The sequence below is a fragment of the Pararhodospirillum photometricum DSM 122 genome (assembly GCF_000284415.1).
Taxonomy (GTDB): domain Bacteria; phylum Pseudomonadota; class Alphaproteobacteria; order Rhodospirillales; family Rhodospirillaceae; genus Pararhodospirillum; species Pararhodospirillum photometricum.
Genome location: NC_017059.1, coordinates 3,815,899 through 3,840,356 on the forward strand (window position 1 = coordinate 3,815,899; position 24,458 = coordinate 3,840,356).

The 24,458-nt window shown below is 63.8% G+C and carries 18 protein-coding genes, 7 tRNA genes and 2 pseudogenes; 22 read left to right on the forward strand and 5 right to left on the reverse strand.

The features are described from left to right. Positions 1-135 precede the first annotated feature (135 nt). Positions 136-211 (forward strand) — tRNA-Ile (locus tag RSPPHO_RS16970). 220 nt (positions 212-431) lie between these two features. Next, positions 432-3,095, forward strand: coding sequence for a diguanylate cyclase (locus tag RSPPHO_RS18250; protein WP_051013974.1), 2,664 nt, complete (start codon positions 432-434; stop codon positions 3,093-3,095). A 36-nt stretch (positions 3,096-3,131) separates the two neighbouring features. On the opposite strand, the gene RSPPHO_RS16980 is transcribed toward RSPPHO_RS18250, so the two are convergent. After that, positions 3,132-3,872, reverse strand: coding sequence for an aspartate/glutamate racemase family protein (locus RSPPHO_RS16980; protein ID WP_041796128.1), 741 nt, complete (start codon positions 3,870-3,872; stop codon positions 3,132-3,134). 400 nt (positions 3,873-4,272) lie between these two features. Here RSPPHO_RS16980 and RSPPHO_RS16985 point away from each other — a divergent pair, with 400 nt between their 5' ends. The 6 genes from RSPPHO_RS16985 (at position 4,273) to RSPPHO_RS20320 (ending at position 12,041) form a co-directional block, all read left to right on the forward strand. Beyond that, positions 4,273-4,830, forward strand: a complete 558-nt coding sequence (locus tag RSPPHO_RS16985; RefSeq protein WP_014416429.1) for a hypothetical protein — start codon at positions 4,273-4,275, stop codon at positions 4,828-4,830. 11 nt (positions 4,831-4,841) lie between these two features. Next, positions 4,842-5,450, forward strand: coding sequence for a hypothetical protein (locus RSPPHO_RS16990; RefSeq protein WP_014416430.1), 609 nt, complete (start codon positions 4,842-4,844; stop codon positions 5,448-5,450). Between the two features lie 12 nt (positions 5,451-5,462). After that, entirely contained in the window at positions 5,463-7,058 is a 1,596-nt protein-coding gene (locus RSPPHO_RS16995) for an FtsZ/tubulin family protein (protein ID WP_014416431.1), read from the forward strand. Positions 7,059-7,150: 92 nt separating this feature from the next. Further along, positions 7,151-10,654, forward strand: a complete 3,504-nt coding sequence (locus RSPPHO_RS17000; RefSeq protein ID WP_014416432.1) for an acetate and sugar kinases/Hsc70/actin family protein — start codon at positions 7,151-7,153, stop codon at positions 10,652-10,654. After that, entirely contained in the window at positions 10,654-11,295 is a 642-nt protein-coding gene (locus RSPPHO_RS17005; protein WP_157879294.1) for a hypothetical protein, read from the forward strand. The genes RSPPHO_RS17000 and RSPPHO_RS17005 overlap by 1 nt, the downstream gene beginning before the upstream one ends. Before the next feature lie 521 nt (positions 11,296-11,816). Then, complete coding sequence (locus RSPPHO_RS20320) at positions 11,817-12,041, forward strand: hypothetical protein (RefSeq protein ID WP_157879295.1); 225 nt, start codon at positions 11,817-11,819, stop codon at positions 12,039-12,041. Positions 12,042-12,083: 42 nt separating this feature from the next. Here the strand turns inward: RSPPHO_RS20320 and serB are convergent, their stop codons facing one another. Together serB and RSPPHO_RS17020 are read right to left on the reverse strand one after the other, a co-directional pair. Beyond that, entirely contained in the window at positions 12,084-12,980 is an 897-nt protein-coding gene (serB, locus tag RSPPHO_RS17015) for a phosphoserine phosphatase SerB (protein ID WP_041796136.1), read from the reverse strand. A 90-nt stretch (positions 12,981-13,070) separates the two neighbouring features. Next, positions 13,071-13,144 (reverse strand) — tRNA-Gly (locus tag RSPPHO_RS17020). Between the two features lie 292 nt (positions 13,145-13,436). Here RSPPHO_RS17020 and RSPPHO_RS21400 point away from each other — a divergent pair. Further along, positions 13,437-13,703 (forward strand): annotated as a pseudogene (locus RSPPHO_RS21400) (protoglobin domain-containing protein); the annotation flags it as partial. Positions 13,704-13,755: 52 nt separating this feature from the next. Continuing rightward, positions 13,756-14,772 (forward strand): methyl-accepting chemotaxis protein, encoded by a 1,017-nt coding sequence (locus RSPPHO_RS17025; protein WP_242390535.1) that lies wholly within the window; start codon positions 13,756-13,758, stop codon positions 14,770-14,772. Positions 14,773-14,819: 47 nt separating this feature from the next. On the opposite strand, the gene RSPPHO_RS17030 is transcribed toward RSPPHO_RS17025, so the two are convergent. Then, positions 14,820-15,848 (reverse strand): phytochrome family protein, encoded by a 1,029-nt coding sequence (locus RSPPHO_RS17030; protein ID WP_014416435.1) that lies wholly within the window; start codon positions 15,846-15,848, stop codon positions 14,820-14,822. A gap of 227 nt (positions 15,849-16,075) precedes the next feature. Between RSPPHO_RS17030 and RSPPHO_RS17035 the strand changes: the two genes are divergently transcribed. Then, entirely contained in the window at positions 16,076-16,348 is a 273-nt protein-coding gene (locus tag RSPPHO_RS17035) for a hypothetical protein (protein WP_014416436.1), read from the forward strand. A 58-nt stretch (positions 16,349-16,406) separates the two neighbouring features. Here the strand turns inward: RSPPHO_RS17035 and RSPPHO_RS17040 are convergent, their stop codons facing one another. Then, the gene (locus RSPPHO_RS17040) at positions 16,407-17,366 is read right to left on the reverse strand and encodes a complex I NDUFA9 subunit family protein (RefSeq protein WP_041797805.1); all 960 of its coding nucleotides are present in this window, start codon (positions 17,364-17,366) and stop codon (positions 16,407-16,409) included. 311 nt (positions 17,367-17,677) lie between these two features. Here RSPPHO_RS17040 and RSPPHO_RS17045 point away from each other — a divergent pair. The 11 genes and pseudogenes from RSPPHO_RS17045 (at position 17,678) to rpoN (ending at position 24,259) form a co-directional block, all read left to right on the forward strand. After that, a tRNA-Leu gene (locus tag RSPPHO_RS17045) sits at positions 17,678-17,764 on the forward strand. 47 nt (positions 17,765-17,811) lie between these two features. Continuing rightward, positions 17,812-17,898 (forward strand) — tRNA-Leu (locus RSPPHO_RS17050). Positions 17,899-18,051: 153 nt separating this feature from the next. Beyond that, positions 18,052-18,138, forward strand: a tRNA-Leu gene (locus RSPPHO_RS17055). A 48-nt stretch (positions 18,139-18,186) separates the two neighbouring features. Further along, positions 18,187-18,273: transfer RNA gene (locus RSPPHO_RS17060), tRNA-Leu, on the forward strand. 47 nt (positions 18,274-18,320) lie between these two features. Next, a tRNA-Leu gene (locus RSPPHO_RS17065) sits at positions 18,321-18,407 on the forward strand. A gap of 113 nt (positions 18,408-18,520) precedes the next feature. Then, positions 18,521-19,141, forward strand: a complete 621-nt coding sequence (locus RSPPHO_RS17070) for a ribonuclease D (protein WP_014416439.1) — start codon at positions 18,521-18,523, stop codon at positions 19,139-19,141. 196 nt (positions 19,142-19,337) lie between these two features. Further along, a pseudogene (locus tag RSPPHO_RS17075) lies at positions 19,338-20,329 on the forward strand (KpsF/GutQ family sugar-phosphate isomerase). Then, the gene (gene lptC / locus RSPPHO_RS17080; protein WP_014416442.1) at positions 20,326-20,967 is read left to right on the forward strand and encodes an LPS export ABC transporter periplasmic protein LptC; all 642 of its coding nucleotides are present in this window, start codon (positions 20,326-20,328) and stop codon (positions 20,965-20,967) included. The pseudogene RSPPHO_RS17075 and the gene lptC overlap by 4 nt, the downstream one beginning before the upstream one ends. Further along, a complete protein-coding gene (locus RSPPHO_RS17085; protein WP_014416443.1) occupies positions 20,964-21,911 on the forward strand; it encodes an LptA/OstA family protein in 948 nt (315 codons plus the stop codon). The genes lptC and RSPPHO_RS17085 overlap by 4 nt, the downstream gene beginning before the upstream one ends. Beyond that, positions 21,908-22,732 (forward strand): LPS export ABC transporter ATP-binding protein, encoded by an 825-nt coding sequence (gene lptB, locus RSPPHO_RS17090; protein WP_014416445.1) that lies wholly within the window; start codon positions 21,908-21,910, stop codon positions 22,730-22,732. Before RSPPHO_RS17085 ends, lptB begins: the two co-directional genes overlap by 4 nt. A 21-nt stretch (positions 22,733-22,753) precedes the next feature. Beyond that, positions 22,754-24,259, forward strand: a complete 1,506-nt coding sequence (gene rpoN / locus RSPPHO_RS17095) for an RNA polymerase factor sigma-54 (protein WP_014416446.1) — start codon at positions 22,754-22,756, stop codon at positions 24,257-24,259. Positions 24,260-24,458 lie beyond the last annotated feature (199 nt).

Sequence of the window (24,458 nt, forward strand, 5' to 3'; positions counted from 1 at the left end):
CTCGAACGCTGGGGCGTTTGCGAGGAAAAAAAGAAGGCTGGGGAGGCGCGGCCTCCCCAGATTCCTTGTTTATTAAGCCCTCTTTCCCCTTGCGCGGTCCAACGCGATCGGCTAGAGAGTGTTCCTCTTTTGGGCGGGCCTGTAGCTCAATGGTCAGAGCCGGCGGCTCATAACCGTCTGGTTGCAGGTTCGAGTCCTGCCGGGCCCACCAAAAAGACCATTCTCCCTCTCCCCCATTGACCGCGTCTTGACCTCCTCCTACCGTTGGCGGGAGGGGTGTTTTTTACACCCTGTTCCACAAGGTCATGACGCGAGACCCAGGCTGCGGATCTTGGGGACCGTCAGGGGACGCGGATGGGGACGGCCAATCAAACATTCACCCTCTCCCTTCGAGGAAGGGGCCAGGGCCCTTCAAAGGGAGGAGGGCGATTGTGAGAGCCAATCTCCTGCTGGCCGTTATGCTTCTCCTGGCCGGGCTCGGCCTGACAGCGGGTCTTGAACAGCAAGACCGGTACCGTCTGGAACGCGCCCACTTGGCTGAGGTCCAAGAGGCTCTGACCCAGGCGGGCCAACGCCTGAGCGACGCCCTGGACAAGATCGTGGCGCAAAATCGCCAGATCGCCCGCACGTTGCCAGAAGGCCTCTCGGCCTTGCCTCGTCTGGCCCAGGCGGCCACGGCGGCCCACCCTCGCTTGGTCAGTGTGGTGGTCGCGCGCCAGCTCAAGATCATCTTCGTCTCCCCCGAGCTCGGGAACGAGCCTCTGATTGGTCTCGATTACGGCCTGCACCCGGAGTTCATGGGCGGGATCAACCGGGCCATGCAAGCGGGCGACACCGTCAGTGACGCCCCGGTCCAGTTGCTCCAAACGGAGAGACTGGGCTTGATCGTGCGCACCCCGGTCTACGACCCCGAGGGGAACGACAGCGCCTGGGGCCACGTGGCGATGGGCGTGGACCTGGAAGGTCTGCTAGCCGATACGGGCTTGAACACCAACACCTCGTCTTTTCATCTGGCCATCCGCAACCGTCGTTCCGATGGGGTGATCCGTACCCTTGTGGGGAACCAAGCCCTGTTTGAGCGACATCATGCGACCGTCTTGTTTCCCGTGGCGGACACGTCTTGGGAACTGGCGGCCACGCCTCGCATTCCCATGGAGTCTGTTAGATCGCGGGCTTGGCTAGTGCGCGGACTGGGCGTCAGCCTGACCTTGGGGAGTCTTCTGCTCTTTCTCTGGCGGCGGGGGGTCATCGACTTGGCCCCCCCTGACCCTGCCTGGAAGGGGGCTCAGGGGATGTCGCTGCGGACCTTGTTGTTGATGGTGGCCTTGATCCCGGTTCCTCTCTTGGTGGGGCTTGCCGGCTGGCTGTCGTACTCGGCCTCGCGCCATGCCGCGATCCTTTTGGAGCAACGACAGGTCAATGAACTCGGGGGACAGCTGCGCGACAAGATCTCGGCTTTTTTTGACGTCCCACGGCGAGTGGCCAGCCTGAACGCCGAGATCATCCGGGCCCAGCTCATGAATCCCGACGACCCGGAAGCCCTCGCCCGCTTTTTGGTATTGCAGGTCCGCCAGCAGCCTTTCCTTACCTTCTTGTCTCTTGGAACCCCGCAAGGGGAATACCTTGCGGCCAGCCGACCGCCCCAGGGATCGGATCGCAGCTTGCGCCTGATGGAGCGACGGGGAGAAGACAATCAAGTGCAGGTGTATCGGGTTGACGACCTCAATCGACGCGGCAATCTGGTCGCCGAGGGATCCGCCTCTTTCGACCCACGCCATCGGCCTTGGTACACGCAGGCCCTGGAGTCAAACAGTCTAAAGTGGTATCCCCCTGCACGCTACCAAGTTTTTCCCTCCTCCCCCGCCTACGATACCCTGGGGATGGGCATGTCCGTTCCTCTCTATGACAGCCATCGCCGCTTCGTTGGCGTTCTGACGGCGGACGTGGCCCTTTCCCACTTAGGCCAGTTTTTGCAAGAGCAGATGGCCGGCTTGGATGGGGTGGCCTTCCTAGCCGAAGAGAAAGGCGCCTTGCTCGCCACCTCGGGCGACGAAAAGGTGTTTGATCTCAAGGACAACGCCCGCCTCTCCGTCGATCACAGCCTCGACCCTCACATTCGCGCCGCCGGAACCCGGATGGCTCAAACCCTCCTCCCGGAGGGTACGGCGATGCTCGACGTGGACGGGGAAAGCCATCTTCTGGATTGGCAAACTCTCTCCTTGCCCGATGGCCCGCGCCTGCGCCTTGGTATTATTTTGTCGGAAGCCCGGCTGGCCGGTCCGGTCGAACAGGCGTTTCGCACCGTGGGCTACCTGACCTTCGCCCTCTGGCTCCTGGGCATCATTCTCGCCTTGTTCGCGACCCATGCCCTCGCCCAACCCCTGCTGGCGCTCAGTCGCTGGGCACGTCGGCTCGCCAAGGGCGACTGGCAGGCCCCGCCCCCCCTGGAAAGCCCAATCCACGAAGTGGTCAGTCTGACCCACACCCTGGAAAGCATGGCCGACCATTTGCGACGCAACACCGAGGGGTTGGAGGAGCGGGTGGCCGAACGTACCTTGGCCCTGGAGGCCGCCAACCGCAAACTGGAAGCCCTGTCGGTGACCGATGGCCTGACCGGGATTGCCAACCGCCGGCATTTTGATGAGGTGGCCGCCGCCGAGTGGTCAAGGGCTGAACGCGCCGCCCAGCCCTTGACCTTGATGATGCTCGATGTGGATTTTTTCAAGCTTTACAATGATCACTACGGCCATCCCACTGGCGACACAGCCCTTCAGCGGGTTGCGGCCGTGCTGGCGGGCGCGGCACGGCGCCCCGGCGATCTGGCCGCGCGCTATGGCGGAGAGGAGTTTGTGCTGTTGGCCGCCAACACCGACCGGGCCGCCGCCCTGGTGCTCGCCGAAAAGATCCGACAAGGCGTGTGGGACCTTGCCGTGGCCCACCCTTCCTCACCCTACGGCCGCCTTACCCTGAGCATCGGCCTCGCCCTCAGAGACAGCCAAGGCCCCGACACCTTAAAAGCCCTGCTGGCCCGGGCGGACGACGCGCTGTACCGCGCCAAGGCCGCCGGACGCAATAAAGTGGAGGCCGGGGACTGAACGGAGGAGCGCTCCCCGGCCTCCCGTCCCCGCCGGTCAGCCCGGCCCGCCCGGCTGGGGAAGCGGCATCTTGGCATAGGTGGCACGGCTGGGGCGCAGACGCTGGCGCACCAACGACACGAGAAAACTGAACCCGGCCTGATTGGGATCGATCACCGGGATATAGACGCCCAGGGTCTCCTCGATCATCACCGAGACCCGGGCCGCCACATCGACGAACCCGGTGCAGCCCAACAAAATGGACTGGGCTCCATCTTCAGAGATCGCCTTGAGGGCGGCATTCAGGGTCTTGGCGACGACGACTTCCAGGTTGCCCAACTGATCGACCGGACAGTCGATGGCCCGGATCGAGGCAAAGGACTCGGATTGGCCATAGGTCAGCACGTGCTGGCGTTGCATGGCCAGGGTGCTCTCCAAGATGGTAATGATCGAAAAGCGCTGACTGAGAGCGAGCGCGGTGAAGGCCGAGGGCGGAAAGCCGCCGATGATGGGGATGTCGATAATCTCGCGGGCCGCCTCGACCCCGCACATGTCAAAGTCGGTCAGCCACAGGCCGTCAAAGCCTTCCTGCTCCAGGGTCTGGGCCAAGCTCATCACGGCGGGACCATTAAACAGCCAGTCGGCCCGGCACTCGATACTGGTCGTGCCGGTGGCAATGGCCCGGATCTCGACCGCCACATCGGGAGGAATCACCGGGGCCAAGGCCGCCAGGATCCGCTCGTTATAGGCCTCGGTCGCCACGGGAACCACAACACATACCCGATACGTCGCGCTCATCGTCTTTACTCTCCTAGAGGGGCGGAGGTCAGGCGGCGTCGGGAGTGCGTCTGCCCCCCTGACCCCCCGCCTGGAGGCAACCCCCTTTTTTCTCTCCAAAGGACCGAGGGGTCTGGGAAGGCCCGGCGCCTCTCCAGCCTTTCCTCTCTTTTAAGCCGCCGCCAGGGCATCCACGGGCACATACGGCCCGAGATAGCCCAGGTCCCTTCAGCGCGTCGCGGAAGCTGTCAAGAATCAGCCCCCCCGGTTCGGTCAACGGCGCCTCGGCCCGCCAAGCGAGCAGACTGGCCCGGCGGTTCATCACCGAGGGATCAAGGGTGCCGTTGCTCTGGATCAGGTCGCCATTGGTGTATGGCCTGAGCCCTCGGCCAGCAGCGGTATCAGGGCGGCACGCAATCTGTTGCCTTGGTTGAGCGGTCTGCCATTATACAATGTTGATGCGCGCGACCGCCTGCGGAGCAAGGAAGCTTTCCAGGTTGAGTTGGGCCCGATCATCCAGGGGAACACCCAAGGAACGCTGGGCAACTGGAGCGCCCGCACCTGGGTTCTCAACGAAAAGGTCGCGCGGTGCGAGGACGTCCGCTGGACCAAACTCTCGCGCCCCCTGATCGTCGAGCTCCCTCCTGCCTCGCAGATGGACGACGGACGGGTTCGGCTGTCGGTGTATCCGGGGGCCGTTTCGACGATGGATCGTCAGATCAACGACAAAATCCTGCTCACCCGGGTGACGGCGACCCTCAAGGACGTGAGCGTGACCAATGGGACGGGCCACTGGATGCGGGCCTGGGCCAGTGGCGGCGGGGCCGAACGGGAGAGCCCCCCAGGCAAGATCGACCTCTCCTTTCTCGGCAGTTTTGCCGATCTTCTGGAAACCGCCGAGCGCTTTAAGGCAAGCGACGCGGTGCGGGCAGATCGCACCGTTGTTGATCTCGCCTTCACCAGTCAACTCAGTCGCTAACGGGGGGTGTCATGCGTGGAAGCTTTGATCGCATTATCATGAGGATCGCGGCGGCCCTGGGCGGCGTGCTGTGTCTTACCCCCCTAGTGGGTCAGGCCACCTTGTTTGACGGCTCGGGGTTTTCACCGCAGCTCACCTTTTTGTTGTTTCCGATCTACGTCTCGCCAGAGTTCCGGGAGATGGTTGAGCAATCGCCCTCTGCCGACAGTTTACCTCTCGCGCAGCAGGCCCTAGGCGATCTTGTGGAGGCCTTTTTGACGGGATTGGGATGGGGGGCCCTGGTGGTATTCCTGACGTTTAGCGTTTGGGCCGGGCTTCGACGTTTTCTTGCCCCCCCCGCGACCCCCTGGGATGTGGAACGTCGCGCCCCGTGGTACCTGAGCTTTGCCGTGTGCGTGGTCTTGTCGGTGCTTGCCGTGGTTGCGGCGTGCTGGGATAGCCGGGATATCCCCAGCACCGTGCTCTCCCTTCTGGGGGTTGGACTCTCTGTGCTTTTCGCGGCCTGTCTCCATGTCCTGATGACCTTTCTGTTTACCCCCAACCGACTGCGCGCGGCGGCACCAGGAGATCCTCTCGGCTCGTGGCGCGCGCTGTTTCACCTGATCCGCAAGCGGCGCTAAGGAGTCCAGAGCGTGAGCAAAAACTTTCTTCTGGGTCTGGGCGGATCCGGCTCGAAAAGCGTCGAAGCCTTCCTCCACTTGGCGGCGGCCGGTCTGGGTCCGCCCGAAGCCTGGTTGGCCCTCGTGGATCAGGACGAAGCCAACGGCAATCTGGGACGGACCGTTGAGACGTTCAAAAATTATGAGAAACTGCAAACAGAGCTACGTCGTGCCGAGGGAGGCCATGAGCTGCCCCCTGACTGCCCGTTGTTCAAGACCCGTCTGAAGACCCGTTCAGCCAGTCTTGCGTGGTGTCCCGTGGGCAATTCAGGGGCGATGAACCTTGAGCGACTGTTCAACCGCGCCGCAGCCATGGGCGGCAGCGCCGGCGCATTGGGCCAGCTTTTTGATACCCTCTACAGTCATGACGAACGCCATGTGCCGTTTGCCGGGGGCTACCGGGGCAAGCCCGCTGTGGGTGCCGCCGCCATTTTGAGCCGTCGGCTGGAGGCTGACGGCCTGTGGATTGATCTTGAAAGTCAGATCCGGCAAGCCCAGGGCGGGGAAGGGGGGCGGATTTTTCTGATCGGCTCGATTTTCGGCGGCACCGGCGCAGCCAGCCTGCCCACCTTGGCCCGCCTGATCCACACCGCGCGGGCCAAGGTGGGCGATCGCAATGTTCAGGTGGGGGCGGTTTTGCTGCTGCCCTATTTCACCTTTGACCCTGCCGACAGACCCGACAATTCTCAGGTGGCCCACGCCGAGCACTTCCTGGAACAGGCCCGGGCGGCTCTGACTTATTATGTGCACCTCATGAAGGCTTTGGACCTCCCCGCCGACGGGCGGAGCGCCTCGGCCCAGTCCTTGTTCGATACGTTGTATGTGGTGGGGGGGAACCCCAGCATTCCGCTGCCAACCTATTCGGTTGGGGGGGAGGAGCAGTGCAATCCTCCCTTGCTCCCCGAACTGATCGCCGGACTCGCTGCGTGCGACTTTTTTGAGCGAGGTCCCGAGGGAAAGGGGCGGCTGCGCTTTCTCTCCTCCCACAGCAAGGATGCCATCACCTGGGCCGACCTCCCCTTCGTTGGGGGGGACCGGCCCGAGGAGGCTCTGGGCCAGTATGCTCGCTTTTGTCAGCAAATCACCCGAGTCTATGCCGCGACTCTCAAGCCAGGGCAACGCGAGCGCTGGTTCCCCCAATCCTGGTATCGGGAGTTGGTCGATCGGCCTCTACAGGGAGCTTCCCCGCCTGTGGAGATGGTGGAAGCGCTGGAGCAGTTTTCGTCGCGTGCCCTGCGCTGGCTCTTGACCTGTCCCTTTGCCTCAAGCACGGGCAGGCACCGGGTCACGCTGTTCGAGGGGCAGGCCCTCCACGACGGTCGTCTCGGCAGAGATGGTCTGCTGACCCTCAAGGCGGGCATGGACCCCGCGGAACAGGCGGGTTTTCGCACCTTGGTCGCGCGGGGCACGTGGCCCGACATGGCCCAGATGTTTGGCGCTCTCGATGCCGCTTGGCCCCATCCCCAGGCGCGGGGCCTTGGGACCTTTGCTCATGCCTTGCACGCGGCCTGTGGATCGGAGGGACGGTCGCGTCGTCGGCGGGGACGTGAGCAAGGAGAGGGCTCATGACCCGTTGAGTCCCGTCTTTCCTGCTGTGTCCCATCCCCCTGGCCGGCCCCTGGCCCCGGCCTGCCCGTCGCCCGGTCTGAAGGAGCGCTCGCATGTTTCACCGGTTTTTGCCCCCGCTGGATCCCAAGACTACCCTTCCGGTGCCCCAAAAGGCCGGGGAGTGGGAAGAGGGCGGTCTTGATCTTTTGACGACGATCGCGCGCGACATTGTTGGTGCGGCGGGCGGCTCCGGCTTGAACCGGGTCACTTCCATCCCGGACTGCTGGGCCCGTCCTCTCCTGGTCCGGGCCGCCCTGGGAGATGACCGCAATGAGTTGCACGGAGATGCCGTGACCCAGTGGCGAGCTCTGCTGACCCTGCTGGCCCTGGCCGACTGGGTGCCGGGAGGGAACTTTAGGGTGCGGTTTCAAGAAGTGGATCTCGAGCGGCACGCCGGGGCACCCGAAGGAAGCCTGTTCGCCCAGGTTTTGCTGGGGACTCTGCCCGTCGAGCGGCTGGCGTTGGACATGACGTGGAAGCGTCCGGTGGTGCTGGCGTGTGGCTCCCATGTCGTGGGCCTGGTAAGCCCCACGACCTTAGTTTGCCCGGGCAGCGTGGATCTCGCGCCCCTGGAAGGACATATTCCCTGGATCGACAAGGGGGCGTGGCTCGACCCGGTGACTGCCCCCCATCTGCGCTTGCCCCACCACCGGGCCATCTTGGCCTTCGTGCGGCATCTGCTAGAGGCCGTGCGGGCTTTTGCCGCGGGTGAGGAACAGACGCAAGACGTGCGCAACGCCCTGATCGCGGCGCTGTCCACCTTCGAGCAGGACTTGGTCGCGCAGGTGGCTCGCGAGGGCGGTGCTTCCGATGTCAGCAATATCGCGTTTAAAAATCTGGACAGCGGGGGCAACATTGGCTCTCAGCAGAGCTACGCTCCCCTGCTGTCCGTCCCCCAGCGTGATCAGTCGTTGGGATCCGAGGTGCGCTTGGCCCCACGCTCGGGCTTCTCGGGGCCGTTCAAGGGGGCGATCCTCATCGACCCCGCGGTCGCGACCAGTTTGCAACGTCCTCTCGGAGCCGTGGCCTGCTGGAGGGATCAGGATCTACAGCGGGTGCTCAAGGATACCTCCTTGGCCCGCGACGCCAAGACCGCCATGCTGGCCCAAGGCTATCTGCCCCTGACCCCGGCCGACCTGTTCCGGCCGACCTTGATCACGCTGCAAAGCGGACGCTGCCTTGGGCATCGCCACGGGCTGGAGGGGGCCTTGCTGCCCTTGACGCCGTTGGTCTTGTTGCTGCTCTCGCCGGAGGAACTGCGTGACGCGGTTCGGTTGCACGAGGGGAGCGATGGCGTCACCGTGAGCCTGAGCTTGACCTTGCTCGCTGATGACGGCACAGCGCGTTCCCATGTCGTGAGCCGGACCTATCGCAGCGGCAATATCCGGCTCCTCGATGTTCCCGCGTTATATTTCTGGCCCAATTTCAAGGTAACGGGGGTCTGGAAGCATCATTATATGCGCTATGCTTCGGTCCGCGACCAGCAGCCCCTGCCCTCGGCGCTGCTCAGCCCGGCCGATCTTCAGGACTGCCTGACTCGTCTCGACTGGAACAGTCAGGGCGGGTTAAGCGCCGCGCTCAAGCAGCTTGAGGAGGGCGTCGAGGCTCGGGCCAGTGCCAGCATGGACTGGGAGGTTCACGCGGGGGGCTCTGACTTTGCCTTTGGCATCTTCCGGCGCTCCATGGCGCCCGAGGCCGTGGTGTGCCAGGGAGGGGAGGAGAGCGACCGCGCCTTGCTTCTTCTGCCGCCGGAAAAGATGCCCGAGCGTGCCTTGCGCAACACCTCGGCCGTCGTGGGCATCGACATGGGAACCACCAACACCTTCGTGGCGGTGAGTCGCGAGGGCCGTTCGCCCGAGGCCCAGGCGTGGAGTCCTCGCGTGTGGATGCCTGTTGAGGGCCCCACGACCGCTTCCATGCTTGAAAAAGTGGGCGTGGAGTACATGCCCGTCAAAAAGATAGACGCACCGTTTCGCACCTTGTTCTATGAAAACGTGAACGCTTTTCGCGGACAGCACCCTGTTGTGTTGCGCGGGGGGACAATTCCGTCGTTCCCGCATTTTGTGGCAGCGGCCACTAGCATCAGAGCGGAGAATATGAATGTCGGKGGCGAGGGGCAGCAGATCAGGTCGTACCTCGACCTCAAATGGGAGCGTGCAGATGGCGGCGCCTTAGTCGCTTTGCGTAATTTTCAGGGGCAAATCATGCTGATGGTCGCCGCAGAATTGGTTGACCAAGGGTTTACTCCCGATAATATCGAAGTCCGCTACTCCTATCCCCAGGCCTTCAAGGATAGTGAGCGAAGTTCGTTTAAAAAAGCCATCGACACTGCCATACGAGATCTTGACCTTGGTCTGGCTTATCGTGGTGTGTTGTCCGAGAGCTGGGCCAGTGCGATCTATTTTCGCMAAAAAAATGTCGGGAGCTTTACCGATTTGGTGGTGACCCTTGATGTGGGAGGGCGCACAACCGACGTGACCCTCTGGCGTCGGGACACAATGCTCTGGGCCAGCTCCTTGAAACTGGGGGGGCGGGACCTGTTGGTTCATTACTTGAGCCGGGAGCCAGAGCGCCTGATCCGCGAGCTTGGCATCGACGCGCGCCGTCTGGGTGATCAGGAGGCGATCAAGGCTTATGAGAAGATCATCGGTATCTTGGAGTCATTTGCAGAGAAAGAGGGGGACTTGGCTTCTTTTTCCCACAAAAATAGGGAAGAATTTAGTTCACAGAGATTCGCCATCATCGAGTCTATTATCAATGATCTCGTCAATTTGCAGACATCGCGCCGGACCTTGGATCAGTTGCCGGGGGATACAGTTCTCGCCTCCTTGCGGACCATCTCGCTGACCGGTGCGGCAGGCCTTTTGTATTATATTTTTATGGTGATCAAGAGCCTTCAGCGTCCAAGCAGTACACTGTTGGTGGGGGATCCTCCCGCGCCAGTCAATTCTTTGTTGCAAGGTGTCACGCGGATCAATGTGTTGTTTGGGGGGCGGGGCTCTCTACTCTTCCATCGTTTTCTTGGCAGCGACGGTGCACGGGAAACATCGCGAACGCTGAGGTCTCTTCTGGAAGCCTATTTGGGGTGGCAACCAGAGCTCATCTCGGAGTTCATTTTCAGCGAGGAAGCCAAACAGGAAGTGGCCCAAGGGCTTGTGTGGGCCCAGGAAAGTGATTTCCAGGAAACGTCGGTCCCATTCGCCCGGGATCTGGTCATGGGGGAGGCCCTTTGGGCGCCTTTCGCCCAGAAGGAACTGATGACCATCACCGAAGCCCTGCAAGCCGCCCCCGGCGCTTCCTTGCGCATCGCGAGACTGGGAGAATTCGAAAAGTTCGAGAGAAACCTACTGGCTCCTCTCGGGTGCGCCGTCTCCCCGGGGGATGAGGTCAAGAAGCTGATCGTCGATATTGTCAATCAGGAGTTCGATGACGACCGGCGCAGCGGCCAAGTCCTGGCCTCCGGGAGTTCCACCGCGGCGGTGGAAGCGGTGCAACCTCCCTTTATTACCGCCCTGAGAGAGCATCTCTATCGCTTGCCTATGACCCGGAGGGTGTGATGACCGCGCAGGCTGGGCGGATGGTGCTCTGGGCTGGGGTCTTGGTTATGCCGTTCGCTAGCCTGTCTTTTGCGGGGGCGGGGCATAATATTGATAATAACTGCCAAAATATAAATGCACGAATTGAAACTAATATTAATAAAATGAATAATCGTTTTGAAAAAATTAATTTTAATCAAGAAGCAATGAGCGTATTTAGGCAGTACGATATTTATGAAGAATATTTTTCATATGCGAGCGCATGGCGTCATGCGTCTGGGTCTCTTCAGGGGGATAGAGAGATTTGTCTACAAAAAACGAAAGACCCGCCCGCTTCTCTCTCGGAAAACGCCTTTTGGAGAGAGTGGTGGCCCGGGATCTTAGGGGGGCTGCTCGGTCTGGTGCTGGTGGGAATGGGAAGGGCGCTGTTGGTTCTGAATCGCGCCAGGACGGCAGCGCAGAATGAGGTGAAAGACATTAAGGTTGACTTGAAAAAAACCGAGCAAAATTTGATTGATCTCAAAGAATCTCTTAAAAAAGACCACAAAGAGGTGGTCGGACTGGTCAGGGATATTAACGTAGAGTTTCAGACCTTAAAGTCTCGTCTTGAGGAGTTGTTGCAGCGGCAGGGGGATTTCCGGGAGGATGGGAGAGGGTCTTGAACGAGAGGAGGCTGGGGAGGCAGGCCTTCCTAGCTCTCTCGCTCCTTCAAGGGAAAAAGAACAGGGTCAAGGGGCTTGGTCCCTTGCGGGGGCGGGGCAGAGCCCCGCATTTTTGTTTTTCAAGGCGGCGGGATGAAAACGGGGGGTGAAGGAGAAAGGGGATGACCCAGGAGGGTGCCTCGACCAATGGGGGCGATTCTGATCTGGTACGGGAATTAGAGACCCTGAAAAGTTATCTTGTTTGGTGCCGCGGTCTGGTCTCCCAGCTCCTGCTCGGTGCTGAGGGGCGGGCAAGGCGGCAAGAGCCTCCGTATCCTCCCCCGTCACCCCTGCGGTCTTTTGACGATCCCCTCGCCTGGGTCAATGCCTGTCTGGAGCAGAAGGGCCGAGCCCCCGTGGTGGACCCGGATCTCCCGCGTCTTTGGGAGCGGTGGTCTGTCAGCTTGTGGGAGGAGGCATTGCTCCCAGGGGAAGAGGGGAGGGGGCGTGTCTTTTTGGTGGTCGATGGGGAGACAGGGGTCGTGATACCCGATCCTTGGTGGCTGCGCAGCGACTACCACGGCTTCCTCAGCCGGGGCGGGGAGGACCTGAAAGCCGCCTATGTTCGGGCCTTCGAGTGCGTGGCCCCTTCCGGGTATGCGTGGCCGGCGTCGTACCATGTGGAAGAGGTGGCCCGGGTGCGTCGTTCGTCCCAGGGGGGGTGGGAAGTGGTGCAGCGCGGTAAGCTGGAGTTTCGGCCGATGTGAAAAGGCTGGGGAGGCGCGGCCTCCCCAGACCCCTCGGGTGGGTTAGAGCGAGAACTCGGTTCGGTGGTAGCCCTGCAAGTAAAGAAGGGCGGTTAGGTCGCCGTGGTCGATGCGCAGGCGGGCGGCCGCCGCCACGCTCGGCTTGGCGTGGAAGGCGACCCCGAGGCCCGCCGCCTGGATCATCGGCAGGTCGTTCGCCCCGTCGCCAATGGCGGCGCAGGCCGATAGCGCAAGGCCAAGGCGCGCCGCTTCGGTCGTCAGGGTGGTGAGTTTGGTGGTGCGGTCCACGATTGGGTCGGCCACCGTGCCGGTCAGCACTCCGTCGGCCACCCCCAAGACATTGGCCACGTGGCCATGAAAGCCGCAGCGTTCGGCCAGTCGGGACGTGAAAAAGGTGAAGCCCCCGGAGACGATCAGGCAGCGGGTGCCGTGGGCGACCAGGGTTTTCAGCGTGACCTCGGCCCCGGGCGTCAGCGGGGTGTGGGCCCAGGTTTCCTCCAGGGCCGCTACCGGCAGGCCCTTGAGCATGCCCACCCGCTCGCGCAAGGCGGCGGTGAAGTCGAGCTCGCCGTTCATCGCCCGCGCCGTGATGGCGGCGATGGTCTCCTTGAGGCCGGCGTGGGCCGCCAAATCATCCAGGGTTTCGGTGGTGACCAAGGTGGAGTCCATGTCGGCGACCAGCAAGGCCTTGCGTCGCCCGGCCAGGGGTTGGGCTGCCACGTCCAGGGCCGCGTCTCCCAGGGCTTGGCGCACCGCCGCTTCCGCCTGCTCGGGCGAGAGGCCGTCCACCCGCAGGTCGGCGGCGATGCCGTCGTCCAGCCAATCGGGGCGCACCGTTTCGCCCCCTAACGCTTCCAGCGCCGCGCGCGCCGCCGTCAGGTGGGCCGTCTCCAGCCCGCCGCGGGCCGGATCGGTGAGGAGGGTCACCACAACATCCATCGAACAGACATCCCCGGTCGCCCCCCGAACACGGAAAAACACCCGAGTCTAAAGAGGACCGGGTGTCGTCGTCTCACAGGGGAGAAAATTTGGAGCGGGTGATGGGAATCGAACCCACGTATTCAGCTTGGGAAGCTGATGTTCTACCATTGAACTACACCCGCGTGGGAAGCCCTATTTACGGCAGCCCCGCCCCTCTGGCAAGCGTTTTTCTCTCCGTCTCCCCGAAAAAAACCGAGGCGCCTGGGGAGGCCGCGCCTCCCCAGCCTTCCCTTGTTTCTCTCTTCCTCGACGCGGCCCGGGCCGGGCTTAAGGTTACGCTTTCACGGTTCACCTCCTTCCTGTGGCCCGTCAGAATGGGGTAGCATCAACCCGACTTAAGTCGGGAGACGGCCGAGTTCACCCTTGCGCAGGGGGGAGATCGTGCCGGGCCAGCCCATCATGAGGACTGACATCATGGATGTACGGATTGATCAGGAGTCCCGGGTTCGATACCTGGGGATTACCGAGGAAGACCGTCAGGTCTTGCGTGAGTTTCGCCGGCTGGCTTCCGATCGGATCGATCCGGTTCTTGATGACCTTTACGGAACGGTCGATCGCTTCCCCGACGCGGCGAAAGGCTACCTTGCCATTGCCGGCTATGACGAGTTGAAGCGGCGGATGAAAAAGCACCTCCTGGAGGGACTCTTGGAGGCTCGTTTCGACAGCGCGTATTTCGACGGGGTCCGCAAGGTCTCGATCGACCGGGCTGCGGCCGGGGTTGAGCCGCGCTGGTATGTCGGGGGTCGTCTCGCGCCTTGGCTGGGGATTGAATCGCATCGCGGCCCAGGTGTTTGCCAAGAAGCCGCAAAAGCTGGAGGCCGTGCTTGTGGCGCTAGGCAAGGCCATGGCCATGGAGATGGAACTGGCCGTGACCGTTTATGTCGAGGCGACCCGCGAAACCGCGCGCCAAGCCTTGCAGCGCCACGCCCAGGCCTTTGAAAAGAACGTCTCGGGGCTGGTGTCGGTGGTTGCCGGCTCGGCGATGAGCCTGCACCACACCGCCGAGGGGCTGGCAGCCAGCACCCAGCAGACCTCACGCGAGGCCGGGGCGGTGGGCGATGCTGCCCAGTTGGCCTCGGCCAACGTCGAAACCGTAGCCGTCGCCACCGAGGAACTGACCTCCTCCATCCACGAGATCAGCCGTCAGGTGGGCCAGTCCACCCAAATCGCCACGGCCGCCGTCGAGGAAGCCCAGCGCACCAACACCATGGTGCAAGGCCTCGCCGAGGCCGCCGACAAGATCGGTCAGGTGGTCAAGCTCATCAACAATATCGCAAGCCAGACCAATCTGCTGGCCTTGAATGCCACCATCGAGGCGGCGCGGGCCGGCGAGGCGGGCAAGGGGTTTGCCGTGGTGGCCGGTGAGGTCAAGAACCTCGCCAATCAGACCGCCCGGGCGACCGACGAAATCTCCTCGCAAATTCAGAACGTCCAGTCGGCCACCAAGGACGCGGTCGGCGCGATTCAAGGCATCGGTACCACCATCAGCCGGATCAGCGAGATCACTGCGGCCATTGCCGCCGCCGTCGAGGAGCAAGGCGCCGCCACTCAGGAAATTGCGCGCAACATCCAAGAAGCCTCTCAGGGAACCAACAACGTTACCAGCGCCATCGAGGCGGTCACGCGCAGCGTTCAAGACACCGGCGGCGGCGCCGGGCAGGTGTTGGCCGCATCGCGCGATCTCAGTCGCCAGTCGGACCACCTCTCGGCCCAGGTGGCCGAGTTCCTGACCCTTATCTGCGCGCCGTGAGGCCAAGGAGGGGGCTGGGGGGACATGCTCCCCGGCCTTCTCCCGGATCACCCCAAGGGCGACTCCTCGGCAGAGGGCGCAGGCCGGCGCGAGGGAGGGGCTGGCAAGGTGAGCTGTACCCGGGTGCCGGTGCCCGGGGTGGCTTCCACGGTGAGCAGGCGGCCGCGTCGGTCATCGGCCAGGGCCTCGGCGCCGCTGCCCAGGCCGTTGCCATTATCCTCTAAGGTGAACAGGGCTTGCCCGTCCTCGAGCCGACCATCAATTTCAATGCGCAAGGGGCGCTCGGGGACAGCCGACTCCAGGGCGGCTTCCACCAGATCGTGGAGCAGGCGTTCTAGCGCGGCGCGAGGGTATTGGACATTGGGCAAAACCGATGAGCGAATATCGGCGCCACTTTCCTTGATGCGCTCCGCCAGCCCCTCCAGGGCACTGGTCAAGGCGGCGTTGGCGTCTTGCGGCGGGTCGATCGGGGGCGGTTCGGCGGCGAAGGGCTCGGAGCGGGGGGGGGCGCCTCGGGCCAGGGAGGGTTCCTCAAGGGTCACGAGGATCAAGCCGCCCCCTGCCGCCTTGCGCACCACCCGCACGCGCCCCAGCTCGCCGTTGTCGCCGCTCCAGGCCAGGGTGCGGGTTTCGTCGGCGGCGTCGGGGCCTTGAAGCTGTAAGGGGGTGCCCAGCATCTGGGCCAGCGCTTCAATCAACGGCGGCGGCAAGGTGGCAAAGGCCGGGTTGGCCAGGACCAGCCGGCCATCCGGGCCGGTTACCGCCAGCGGCTTGGGCACCTCGGACAGGGCCAGGGCGCGCAGGCGGCTTTGGATCTGCAAGGCCCGGGCCTGACGCGCGGCGGTGCGGCGCGCCGAGCGCGCTCTGCGGGTAGCCTGTATCGCAACAATCGTCAGTGTTGCTACGATCACGCTCAACAGCAACGCCAGGGCCAGCAGCGGCACCGGGGGGCCGCCCAGCCGCGCCGCGACAAGAATCAGGGCCTGGGTTCCGATAAAACCGCCGAGACCCAGAACGATGACGCCGGCCGGGCCGGCTCCGCCCGATCCCCGGCTTGGTTTGGCTTGGCTTGCCATGGCGCGCGTCTTCCCCCCCCTTTACGCAGACGTGGCTCTGGCTCACGATCGACCACCCCACGGATGGCGTCAAGACCGCGCCCGCCGTTGTTCCGGCCAACGGTAAAGAAAGCCCGGGAGGGCCCTGGTAAAACGGCAAAGTGCCTCCCACGTCAGAAGGGACCCACGCATCCGGGCGGTGGTCTTACCGCGCCTCTCTCAAGAGGCGAACAAGAGGGGGTGCCCTCATGGGACAGTTGTTACGTTTCACCCCGGCCAATGACAATGGCCCGGCCTCGGGTTTCCTTGAACCTCTTGATCGCCTGCGTCTTGCTGTTGATGGATTGCTTGATGCTCTTGATCGTCAAGTCGGCGCCTTGGAAGCCTTGCATGGCTCCTGCCAGGATCTGGAAACCATCATGACCGCGTGCGATACCGGCTTGGCCTCCTTGTGCGAGACCCTGGCCAAGAACGAGCCCGAGGCGCCGCCATGCTCGGTGTCGGGGAGCGTGACAGAGTAGGGGGAAAGAACAGGCTGGGGAGGCTCGCCTCCCCAGACCCCTCCTTTTTTGGAAGGTTTCAGGTGTCGCGTAAGATGACGTGGCGGTGGAGCGGGCGAAAGCGCGACAGGTAGGAGGGAACCACCGCCTCGACCGCCTGGGGCTCAATGCCCAGCGCTTCCAGGCCCGGGCACGCGCCGCTCAACACGTTGTCCTTTTGCAGCATCAAGACTTGGTCCGGGGTCAGCAGGGGGTTGGGCAGGCGTCCCAGCAGAGCCGCTTGGGTCTGCGCCACCCAGAACGGCAGCTTGATCACCCGGGTCGCCCGATGGGTTTCGCGCACGATCAGTTCCATGATCTCCCGCATGGAATACACCTGCGGGCCGCCCAGCTCGAAGGTTTCGCCCGGACGCGGGGTTTCGACAAGGGTGGTAATGGCTTGGACCACGTCGCCCACGAACACCGGCTGAAAGCGCGGGCTGCCCAGGGAACCGCCCCGGTCAAAATAGGGCAGCACCGGCGAAAAGCGGGTAAAGCTGGCAAACAGGTTGAAAAACCGGTCATCGGGGCCAAAAACCACGCTGGGACGCACAATCGCGGCCTGGGGCACCGCCTCGCGCACCGCCGCCTCGCCGGCGGCCTTGCTCTGGGCATAGCGGGCCGGGCTGTCGGCGCAAGCGCCCAACGCCGACATATGCACCAAGGTGCCCACCCCAGCCTGGGCCGCCGCCCGGGCCACAGTGCGTGCGCCCTCGACGTGCACGCTCTGGAAGGTCTGGCGTCCGCTCTCGCTCAGGATGCCCACGAGATTGACCACCGCGTCGGCCCCCTCCACGGCGCGGTGCACCGAGTCGGGGTGGGTGAGGGAGGCGGTGATGGGGGCGATCTGGCCCAGGTCGCCCAAGATCTTGAGGGGGGAGACCCGCTCAACATCGCGCACCGCCACCCGGACGCGTGCCCCGTGGGCCGCCAGGGCGCCGACCAACGGGCGTCCAATGAAGCCCGTTCCTCCAAAAACCGTGACGACGCGCCCGTGCATGCTCATGGGGTCTCTCCTCGCCTGGGGCTGTTGTGTGCCTGCTGTGCCGATCGTGCCTAAGGTCTGTGAAGCCGTCTGAAAGCTCTTCTTGGGGGGGCGGCCCCGGTCACAGGTGGGGGAATTTCAAGGAAGCTGCAAGGGTTTTCCCATGGGGATCCTTGGGGAAAGCGGGCGTAAAACAAGGCTGGGGAGGCCTCGCCTCCCCCAGCCTTCTCTTTTTTCCTTTGACAAGGCGGCGCCGGGGCTTTAAACGCTCGCCTCCTGCCGAGCGATACGGCAACGCTTCTGTGGTCCTTAACAGACCAACGGAAGCCCAGGTGGCGGAATTGGTAGACGCGCAGGTTTCAGGTACCTGTGGCTGCAAAGCCGTGGAAGTTCGAGTCTTCTCCTGGGCACCATCGCGACGCAGGCGGTTGTTTTTTTGTTCCTTGCCGGTCAAGGCGGGGCCCAGGTGGCGGAATTGGTAGACGCGCAGGTTTCAGGTACCTGTGGCTGCAAAGCCGTGGAAGTTCGAGTCTTCTCCTGGGCACCAAGTTTGAGCGGTCGCGGCCTTTGCGAGATCTTGTAAATAGATCTTGACGACAGCCGTCGAGGACACTAAAAACCAGCCTCCTTCGCTGATCTCGGTGAGAACGGCAAAGGTTAAGTGGGTATGGTGGCCCGGTCCCGCAAGGGAGCGTGTGTTGCCCAGGTGGCGGAATTGGTAGACGCGCAGGTTTCAGGTACCTGTGGCTGCAAAGCCGTGGAAGTTCGAGTCTTCTCCTGGGCACCAACATCGTCGGGTTTGTTTACGTGGCCGTTTCTTGGATGACAAGAATGGGCCCAGGTGGCGGAATTGGTAGACGCGCAGGTTTCAGGTACCTGTGGCTGCAAAGCCGTGGAAGTTCGAGTCTTCTCCTGGGCACCAAACAGTCGACGTGAAAAGGTCTGGCCGCTCTTGAGCCTCAAGGGTGTGCCCAGGTGGCGGAATTGGTAGACGCGCAGGTTTCAGGTACCTGTGGCTGCAAAGCCGTGGAAGTTCGAGTCTTCTCCTGGGCACCAATCCTTTTTTAAATAGGTTATCGCCCCCGCTCCGGCCCGTGACCCACGGCGAGCGGGTTTTGGCGTGTTGGGGGTCTGACCAGCCCGTTCTTTGTGATTGAGGTCCCCGTGTCATGAGCGCTGCTCCCAGCATTTTCCTGCACCGAGGCGACCTGCCCGACGGCTTGTCCTTCCCCCAGGGTGTGGCCGTCGATACCGAAACGATGGGCCTGCGCGTCACCCGCGACCGCTTGTGCGTGGTCCAGCTCTCGGGGGGCGACAACACGGCCCATGTGGTGCAGATTCTGCCCGGGGTGGACGCTCCGGTCCTGCGTAGCCTGATGGCCGATCCGGACGTGCTCAAGATCATGCACTTTGGTCGCTTCGACATCGCCACCTTGCAGTATTGGCTGGGCGTTCTGTGCGCTCCGGTCTACTGCACCAAGATCGCCAGCAAGCTCTGCCGGACCAGCACCGATAGCCATGGCCTCAAGTCGCTGTGTAAGGACCTGCTGGGCATTGATCTGTCCAAGCAACAGCAGACCAGCGACTGGGGCGCCGCCGAGCTGAGTGCCGACCAGTTGGCCTATGCCGCGAGCGATGTTTTGTACCTGCACGCCTTGAAGGCCAAGCTCGATGCCTTGTTGGCCCGCGAGCATCGAACCGATCTGGCGTGGAGCTGTTTTCAGTTTTTGCCGACGCGCGCCTTGCTTGATCTTTCCGGCTGGGATGAGCCGGATTTGTTCAGTCATTGAGGCGGGACGTCAGGGAATGAGGGGGCTGGGGAGGCCGCGCCGCCCCAGCCTTTCTCTTTCAGCCGATCAGGGGAGGCGGTTGACCCGGGGGGCGGGGCCCCCCATACTCCGGCCTCTTCCCTCCCTCGTTCCGTTCGCGTCCCCCGACCCTCGGCTGGCGTCGCGGGGCGTGGCCCCAGGCAATCGAGTCCCGGTGATGACGTCCCACGCTTTTCTGTCTTGTCCCCCCCCGTCTTCCGACCCTGCGCTCGATGCCGCGCGCCGGGTGCTGGAAACCGAGGCGCAGACCCTGGGCGATCTGGCCCGTGGCCTGGATGCCTCCTTTAGCGGGGCGGTGGCCCTGCTGGGGCAGGCCTCCGGCAAGGTGATCGTCACGGGCATGGGCAAAAGCGGCCATGTCGGGCGCAAGATTGCCGCCACCTTGGCCTCCACCGGCACGCCGTCCTTTTTTGTTCACCCGGGCGAGGCCAGCCACGGTGATCTGGGCATGATTGGTCCGCAAGACGCCGTCATCGCCCTGTCGAACTCGGGGGAAACGGCCGAACTGGCCGATCTGGTGGCCTATACCCGCCGGGCCGGCATTGCCTTGGTGTCGATGACCGGGCGCCATCCCAGCACCTTGTCGAGCGCCGCCGATGTGGCCTTGGTGCTGCCGCCCCTGACCGAAGCCTGTCCCCATGGCTTGGCCCCCACCTCCTCGACCACGGCCATGATGGCACTGGGCGACGCCTTGGCCGTGGCCCTGCTCGAACAACGGGGGTTCACGGCCTCTGACTTTCGGGTGTTTCACCCTGGGGGCGGCTGGGGCGCTTGCTGCTGCGCGTTAGCGACCTGATGCACACCGACGGCCTGCCCCTGGTGTCGCCCGACACCCCCATGGCCGACGTGGTGCTTGAGATCAGCGCGCGTAGCTTGGGCTGCGCCGGTGTCGTTGATGCCGGGCAGCGCCTGATCGGGATCATCACCGATGGCGACCTGCGCCGGCACATGGGGCGCGATCTGCTGGGCCTGTCGGCTCGTGCGGTGATGACCGCCGCCCCCAAGACCATAGCGCCTGGGACCCTGGCCGTGGAGGCTTTGCGGCTGATGAACCAAAGCGCCATCACCGGGCTGTTCGCCGTGGAGGCGGACGCAACGGTGCGGGGCTTTTTGCATCTGCATGACTGTTTGCGCGCGGGGCTGGCATGACGCTCGCGCCTCCCTGGCGCCGGCCCCCTCTTTCCGGTGACGATCGACACGGTCGTTTTGTGGCCGGGATGAAGTTGGTCTTGCCGGGGTTGGCGGTGCTGTTGCTGGGGGTTCTGGTGGCGTGGCCCTGGATCAGTGACCATATCGCGGGCTTTTCCGTGGAGTTTGCCAGTTTCGATCCAAGAGGTGTAGAGACCGGCAGCGTGGTCAATCCGCGCTATATGGGGACCGACCGCAACAACTATCCCTTTGTGGTGACCGCCGACGCCGCCACCGATCTCGGGGCCGCCGATGGCCGCTTGCGCCTCGTCAATCCCAAGGGGGACCTGTTGCAATCGTCGGGTCGGTGGTTGTCCCTGGGCAGCGATATCGGGTATGTCACCAACTCTCGGCAACGCATTGAGCTGGAGAGCAACGTCTTGTTCTATCGCGACGACGGCCTTCAGTTTCGAACCCGTGCCGCGACCATCGACCTGGAACAGAACCGGGCGTTCGGGGCCGAGCCGGTGACGGGGGAGGGGCCGGACCTCCAGATCACTTCGGCCGATGGATTTGCCATCGAGGAGGCCGGCGCCCGCATCCTCTTTCAAGGACGCACCCGCCTGATCCTCAACGACAGCTCGGAGTCCCGGCCATGATCCGCCGTTCTCTGGGAGTTCCTCTGAGGGCTCCCCTCCTTGCGCTGGGGCTGATGGCGCTGGCCAGCCCGGGGGCGGCCCAGTCCGGCCTGACCGGCGGCAATGGGCCTTTGGAGGTGACCGCCGATCAGGGGATCGAGTGGATTCGCCCCGAGGGCGTTTACATCGCCAAGGGCAACGCGGTTGCCACCCAGGGCGACCACAAGGTCGAGGCCCAGCGTCTGATCGCCCGCTATCATCCCAAGGGCGAGGACAGGGACGATGCCTTGGGCGGCGAAGGGGGCGCCGAGATTTATCGGCTGGAGGCCGAGGGCCGTGTGCGCATCACCATGCCTAATCAGGTGATTACCGGGGAGCACGCCGTGCGTGATCTCGAACGGCGGGTGACCTGGGTGACCGGGGGGCCGCCGCGCTTGGTCACCCCCACCCAGGTGGTCACCGCCCGCGACAGCCTTGAATACTGGGAAGACCGCTCCTTGGCCGTGGCCCGGGGCCATGCCGTGGCCGAGCAAACCGACACCGGCCGCCTGTTGCGCGCCGACGTGCTGACCGCCTTGTTTCACGAACGCGCCGCCTCTGGCCCGGCCTCCACGGGGGCGTCGGGCAGGGCCACGGGCAGGGGGGGGCAAGCTGCGGCGGGGCAGGCCACCGGGATTCGCTATATGACCGCCAGCGGCAATGTCGAGGTCGTGACGCAAAACGAGGTGATCCGGGGCGACGAAGCGACCTATGATCCGGCCTCGGGCTTGGCCACCATCACCGGGGCGGTGCGCATCACCAGCGCCAAAGGCGAGCAACTCACGGGCAGCAAGGCCACCGTCAACATGAAGACCGGGGTTAGTCGCTTGCTCAGTGCCCCGGGAAGCCGGGCCCGGGCCTTGTTCAAAGGCAGCGAGGCGACGCCTGGATCCGAGGGCGCCGAGGGCCAGGAGAAGAAGCGATGACCGATGCGGTGCCGGTGGACAAGACAGACGCGGTCCCCTCCACGGAGCCGCCGCCCTTGGTCGCCGTGCGACCGGGCACGATGACCGATCCCGCCACCGCCCAAGGCTTGGCCGCGCACAACCTGGGCAAACATTACCGCAAGCGTCAGGTGCTGCGCGACGTGTCGGTGGCGGTGCGACGGGGCGAGGCGGTCGGGCTGCTGGGGCCCAACGGCGCTGGCAAGACCACCTGCTTTTACTGCCTCACCGGCTTGGTGCGCCCCGACAGCGGCGAGGTTCGTCTGGACGGGCGCGATGTCACCCGCTTGCCCATGTATCGCCGGGCCCGGCTGGGGGTGGGCTATCTGCCCCAGGAAGCTTCGGTGTTTCGCGGCTTGACCGTGGAGCAGAACATTCGGGGCATCTTGGAGGTGGTCGAGCGCGATCCCGAGGCCCGGCGGGACGACCTGGAAACCCTGTTGCGCGAGTTCAACATCACCCACCTGCGCCACACCTCGACCCTGGCGCTGTCGGGCGGTGAGCGACGGCGCACCGAGATCGCCCGCGCCCTGGCCGCCCGCCCGGCTTTCTTGCTGCTTGACGAGCCGTTGGCGGGGATCGATCCCATCGCCGTGGGCGAGATCCGTGACCTGGTGTCCCATCTCAAAGATCGGGGGCTGGGGGTGCTGATCACCGACCACAATGTCCGCGAAACCCTGGAGGTGGTCGATCGCGCCTATATCCTGCACGAGGGAACGGTGATGATGGAGGGGCGTCCCTCTGAAATCGTCGCCCACGAGGGGGTGCGTCGGGTTTATCTTGGGGATCGGTTCAGTCTCTAACCCAGAGCGGAGGTCAACCATATGGTGATGTCYCCCCGCCTCGACCTGCGGCAGTCGCAGTCGCTGGTCATGACACCGCAGTTGCAACAGGCGATCAAGCTGCTGCAACTGTCGAATCTCGATCTGGCGGCGTATGTCGAGCAGGAACTGGAGCGCAATCCGCTCCTTGAGCGCGACGACCCTCCAGTGGCGCCCCAGGTGATTGAGCGAGGGGAGGAGCGCCTCGACAGCATCGACACCCGGGTGCTCGACGTGCCCCAGGGCGCGCCCGACGAAGCCCCCCTGGATCAGGATTTCAACACCGCGCGCGACGAGGATGGGCCGGCCCCCTCGTGGGAGGCGGCCGACGACGGCGCAGGCTTCGACGCGGGATCGACCTGGGGTTCGGGCGGGGCCCCGCTCGGTGACGGCGAGGACAGTCTGGAGCGCCTGCTGGCCGATGCCCCCTCCTTGCGCGATCATATTGAAGCCCAGATCGCCGTGGATCTCTCGGGACTGCAAGACCGGCTCATCGCCCAGCATTTGTTGGGGCTGCTCGACGACGCCGGCTATCTCGCCGGATCGTGTGCCGAGGTCGCCGAGATGTTGGGGTGTCCCGAGGCCGAGGTCGAGCGCGTGTTGGGCCGCTTGCAGGCCATGGATCCCCCGGGGCTGTTCGCCCGCTCCTTGCGCGAATGCCTCGCTTTACAACTGGCCGATCGCAACCGGCTGGACCCGGCCATGCAGGCCCTGCTGGATCACCTGGAGCTTCTGGCCAAGCGCGATCTGGCTGGGTTGCGCGCCGTGTGCGGGGTGGATGCCGAGGATCTGGTCGAGATGATCGCCGAGATCAGGGCGCTTGATCCCAAGCCGGCCCTGCGCTTCGATTCCAGCCCCGTGCAGACCGTGGTGCCCGATGTGCTCATGCGGCCCGATCCCACCGGGGGCTGGCTGGTCGAATTGAATGCCGAGACCTTGCCCCGGGTTCTGGTCAACAACCGCTACCATGCCCGGCTGGCCCGGGGCGGCGGGCGCGAGGTGAAAACCTTTTTGGCCGAGAATCTGGCCTCGGCGAACTGGTTGGCCAAGGCGTTGGATCAACGGGCCAATACCATCTTGAAGGTGGCCGTCGAAATTGTCCGCCAGCAAGACGCCTTTTTTGCCCACGGGATTCGCTCGTTGAAGCCGCTGATCTTGCGCGACATCGCCGAGGCGATCGACATGCACGAAAGTACGGTGTCGCGGGTGACCAGCAACAAGACCCTGGCCAGCCCCCGAGGGATTTTCGAGCTTAAATACTTCTTCACCCAGGCCGTCGGGGCCGGGGCGGGGGGGGAGGCCCATTCGGCCGAGGCGGTGCGCCATCGCATCAAGACCCTGATCGATACCGAGGCGCCCAATGCCGTGTTGTCCGACGATCGCATCGTCGAGATCTTGAAGGGCGAAGGGATTGATATCGCGCGGCGCACCATCGCCAAATATCGCGAAAGTCTGCGCATTCCGTCGTCGGTGCAGCGACGGCGTGAAAAAATGGCCTTGTCGTTCTAGGAAAAAGCTCAAGAGGGCAGGGGGACAGACCTGTTCTGCGCAAAAAGGCAGCAAAAATAACTTGATACCCTAACTTGGTCTCTTTTACGCACCTGCAAAAAAARGACCGGCGAGGGCCTCTGCTGATTGTTGCGACGCGGTTGCATTAAACTATTGCGTCTTGACAGACCCGCATACGGCCCTTAAGGTCCCATTTCTG

Excerpts from the sequence above, each read along its gene's own strand:
- RSPPHO_RS16980 (WP_041796128.1), bottom strand. The coding sequence starts at position 3,872 with ATGAGCGCGACGTATCGGGTATGTGTTGTGGTTCCCGTGGCGACCGAG.
- RSPPHO_RS16990 (WP_014416430.1), top strand. The coding sequence starts at position 4,842 with ATGCGTGGAAGCTTTGATCGCATTATCATGAGGATCGCGGCGGCCCTG.
- RSPPHO_RS17005 (WP_157879294.1), top strand. The coding sequence starts at position 10,654 with ATGACCGCGCAGGCTGGGCGGATGGTGCTCTGGGCTGGGGTCTTGGTT.
- serB (WP_041796136.1), bottom strand. The coding sequence starts at position 12,980 with ATGGATGTTGTGGTGACCCTCCTCACCGATCCGGCCCGCGGCGGGCTG.
- RSPPHO_RS17025 (WP_242390535.1), top strand. The coding sequence starts at position 13,756 with ATGTCGGGGGTCGTCTCGCGCCTTGGCTGGGGATTGAATCGCATCGCG.
- RSPPHO_RS17030 (WP_014416435.1), bottom strand. The coding sequence starts at position 15,848 with ATGGCAAGCCAAGCCAAACCAAGCCGGGGATCGGGCGGAGCCGGCCCG.
- RSPPHO_RS17035 (WP_014416436.1), top strand. The coding sequence starts at position 16,076 with ATGGGACAGTTGTTACGTTTCACCCCGGCCAATGACAATGGCCCGGCC.
- RSPPHO_RS17040 (WP_041797805.1), bottom strand. The coding sequence starts at position 17,366 with ATGCACGGGCGCGTCGTCACGGTTTTTGGAGGAACGGGCTTCATTGGA.
- RSPPHO_RS17070 (WP_014416439.1), top strand. The coding sequence starts at position 18,521 with ATGAGCGCTGCTCCCAGCATTTTCCTGCACCGAGGCGACCTGCCCGAC.
- lptC (WP_014416442.1), top strand. The coding sequence starts at position 20,326 with ATGACGCTCGCGCCTCCCTGGCGCCGGCCCCCTCTTTCCGGTGACGAT.
- RSPPHO_RS17085 (WP_014416443.1), top strand. The coding sequence starts at position 20,964 with ATGATCCGCCGTTCTCTGGGAGTTCCTCTGAGGGCTCCCCTCCTTGCG.
- lptB (WP_014416445.1), top strand. The coding sequence starts at position 21,908 with ATGACCGATGCGGTGCCGGTGGACAAGACAGACGCGGTCCCCTCCACG.